The following is a 3,302-nucleotide window of genomic DNA, read 5'->3' on the forward strand; positions in this document are numbered from 1 at the left end:
GGTGCAGGTCGGCCAAGCCGATTTCGCCGCCTTCGAGCGCAACCTGCAGGCGGTGAACGCCGCCTGGTCGCGTGGTGACGCCGAGGCCCTGGCCCGCCTCTCCACGCCGGAGATGCTGCGCTACTTCACCAACGACCTGCAGGACCTGAAGGCGCGCGGCTGGCGCAACGAGACCCGTGACGTCCGGCTGGAATCCGGTGACCTCGCCGAGGCCTGGGGCGAGAACGGCCAGGAATTCGCCACGGTCGCGATGCGCTTCAGCCTGATCGACGTGACCCGCGACAGCAGCGGCGCGGTGGTGGAGGGCGACCCGCAGGCCCGCCAGACCGTGACGGAAATCTGGACCTTCACCCGCCAGCCGGGCCAGGACTGGCTGCTCTCCGCGATCCAGCAGGCGGCCTGATCCCGCCGGCCCCGCTCGGGGCATGACAAAGAAGGCCGGGTCCTGACGGGACCCGGCCTTTTCTGTATCCCGGGATCGGCAGGGGCGTGGCCGCCCCCGCCGGCATCACCCTGGCATTACTCCTGCGGGACCTGCCGCACCGCGCCCTTGGCGGCGCTGGTCGCCAGCATGGCATAGGCCCGGAGCGCGGCGCTGACCTTGCGTGCGCGCGGCGCGGCGGGCTTCCAGCCGATCGCCTCGCGGGCGGCGCGGCGGCGCTCCAGCTCCGCCTCATCGACGGCGAGGTGGATGCGGCGGTTGGGGATGTCGATCTCGATCCGGTCGCCCTGCTCCACCAGGCCGATCAGCCCGCCCTCGGCCGCCTCGGGCGAGACATGGCCGATGGAAAGCCCCGAGGAACCGCCGGAGAAGCGCCCGTCCGTCACCAGGGCGCAGGCTTTCCCGAGCCCCTTCGACTTCAGGTAGCTGGTCGGGTACAGCATCTCCTGCATCCCCGGCCCGCCGCGCGGCCCCTCGTAGCGGATCAGCACCACCTCGCCCGGCTTCACCTTGTTGCCGAGGATGCCTTCCACGGCGGCGTCCTGGCTCTCGAAGACATGGGCGGGGCCGGAGAACTTCAGGATGCTCTCGTCCACCCCGGCGGTCTTCACGATGCAGCCGTCCAGGGCCAGGTTGCCGAACAGCACGGCCAGCCCGCCGTCGCGGGAATAGGCATGCTCCAGGTCGCGGATGACGCCCTTCCCGCGGTCCAGGTCCAGCTCGTCGAAGCGGGATTCCTGGCTGAAGGCCACCTGGGTCGGGATGCCGCCCGGCGCGGCGCGGTAGAACTCCTTCACCGCCGCGCTCTCGGTGGTCCGCACGTCCCAGCGTGCCAGCGCCTTGCCCAGCGTGCCCTCGGCCACGTTGCCGGTGCTGGTGTCCACCAGACCGGCGCGGTCCAGCTCGCCCAGGATGGCCATGATGCCGCCGGCGCGGTGCACGTCCTCCATATGCACCTGCGACACGGCGGGCGCGACCTTGCACAGCACCGGCACGCGGCGGGACAGCCGGTCGATATCGGCCATGGTGAAGGGCACCTCGCCCTCGTTCGCGGCGGCCAGCAGGTGCAGCACGGTGTTGGTCGAGCCGCCCATGGCGATGTCCAGCGTCATCGCGTTCTCGAAGGCGGCGAAGGAGGCGACGTTGCGCGGCAGCACGGACGCGTCGTCCTGCTCGTAGTGGCGGCGGGCGAGATCGACGATCAGGTGCCCCGCCTCGACAAAGAGACGGCGGCGGTCGGCATGGGTCGCCAGCGTCGAGCCGTTGCCCGGCAGCGCCAGGCCCAGCGCCTCGGTCAGGCAGTTCATCGAATTGGCCGTGAACATGCCGGAGCAGGAGCCGCAGGTCGGGCAGGCGGAACGCTCGATGACCTTCACCTCCTCGTCCGAGACGCGGTCGTCGGCGGCGGCCACCATGGCATCGATCAGGTCGTACTTCTTTGTCACGCCGTGGGCGACGACCTTGCCCGCCTCCATCGGCCCGCCGGAGACGAAGACCACGGGGATGTTCAGCCGCAGCGCGGCCATCAGCATGCCCGGCGTGATCTTGTCGCAGTTGGAGATGCAGACCATGGCATCGGCGCAGTGCGCGTTGACCATGTATTCCACGCTGTCGGCGATCAGCTCGCGCGACGGCAGCGAATAGAGCATCCCGTCATGCCCCATGGCGATGCCGTCATCCACCGCGATGGTGTTGAACTCCTTGGCCACGCCGCCCGCGCGCTCGATCTCCCGCGCCACCAGCTGTCCGAGGTCCTTCAGGTGGACATGGCCCGGGACGAACTGGGTGAAGGAGTTGACCACGGCGATGATCGGCTTGCCGAAATCGCCGTCCTTCATGCCGGTGGCGCGCCAAAGGCCGCGGGCGCCGGCCATGTTGCGGCCATGGGTGGTGGTGCGGGAACGATAGGCAGGCATGGACTTGCGTCTTCCTCGAACGTCGGAGCCGTTTCCCCGACCTTTCCCACGCACCGGAAGGGAGTTCAACGCACCCCATCCTCAGGGCTGCTCCGGGCTGAGCATGGGGCTCCCCCCCCCGGGGGACGGCGCGACGCCCGGACCACCGGCGCATGCCAGCCTCATCTGACGGCCGCGTGACCGGAACCGCCGGACATGCTAGCCCCGCGCAACAATGTTCAAGCGCCTGCTGCGGCATCCTGCGACGCTCACGGCGGCGGCGCGCCTGATCGGCCTGTATCTGGCCTTCGTCTACGCGACCACGCGCTGGACCTTCCTGGGCCGGGACGACATGGCGGAGGCCGTGGCCACGGGCCGGCCGCTGATGGTCTCCTTCTGGCACGAGCGCCTGCCGATGATGCCGATGCTGTGGCGCCTGGCGCGGCAGCATTTCCCGGTGCTGCGCCCGCGCCGGACCCATGTGCTGGTCTCCCGCCACAGGGATGGCCGCTTCATCGGCGACATCATCGCCCGTTTCCAGCTCGACACCGTCCACGGCTCCACCTCGCGCGGCGGGGCCTCGGGGATGATGAGCATCCTGCGCCTGCTGGCGCGCGGCGACCTCGCGGCCATCACCCCCGACGGCCCGCGCGGCCCGAGGCGGGAGGCGGCGCCGGGCGTGGCGCAGCTCGGCGCCACGGCGCGGGCCGCGGTCATCCCCTGCGCGGCCGCCACGACACGGCGCCACATGCTGCGCTCCTGGGACCGGATGATGCTGCCCCTGCCCTTCGGGCGCGGGGTGGTGGTGGTGCTTCCGGCGGTCCTCGTGTCGCGGGACGATATCGAGGGCGGGCGGCAGGCCATCGCCGCCGGGATGAACGAGGCCTGCGCCATCGCCGATGCCTGGGTGGCGGGCCGCCCGCTGCCCCCGGCTGGCCGGCATGGGGAAGCACAGCCGGATGGGC

3 protein-coding genes are annotated in these 3,302 nt (G+C 71.0%); 2 read left to right on the plus strand and 1 reads right to left on the minus strand.

Features of this window, described 5'->3' with window-relative positions:
* Positions 1–403, plus strand: a 403-nt coding sequence (locus ROTAS13_RS21610) for a Tim44 domain-containing protein (RefSeq protein WP_171979193.1), incomplete at its 5' end; no start/stop codon positions are given.
* A 116-nt stretch (positions 404–519) separates the two neighbouring features.
* On the opposite strand, the gene ilvD is transcribed toward ROTAS13_RS21610, so the two are convergent.
* Positions 520–2,358 (minus strand): dihydroxy-acid dehydratase, encoded by a 1,839-nt coding sequence (gene ilvD, locus ROTAS13_RS21615; RefSeq protein ID WP_019461720.1) that lies wholly within the window; start codon positions 2,356–2,358, stop codon positions 520–522.
* A 214-nt stretch (positions 2,359–2,572) separates the two neighbouring features.
* Here ilvD and ROTAS13_RS21620 point away from each other — a divergent pair.
* On the plus strand, positions 2,573–3,302 hold a 730-nt coding region (locus tag ROTAS13_RS21620; protein ID WP_075823376.1), incomplete at its 3' end, for a lysophospholipid acyltransferase family protein.

Origin of the sequence: Roseomonas sp. TAS13 (assembly GCF_001950415.1) — a bacterium.
GTDB lineage: Bacteria > Pseudomonadota > Alphaproteobacteria > Acetobacterales > Acetobacteraceae > Roseomonas > Roseomonas mucosa.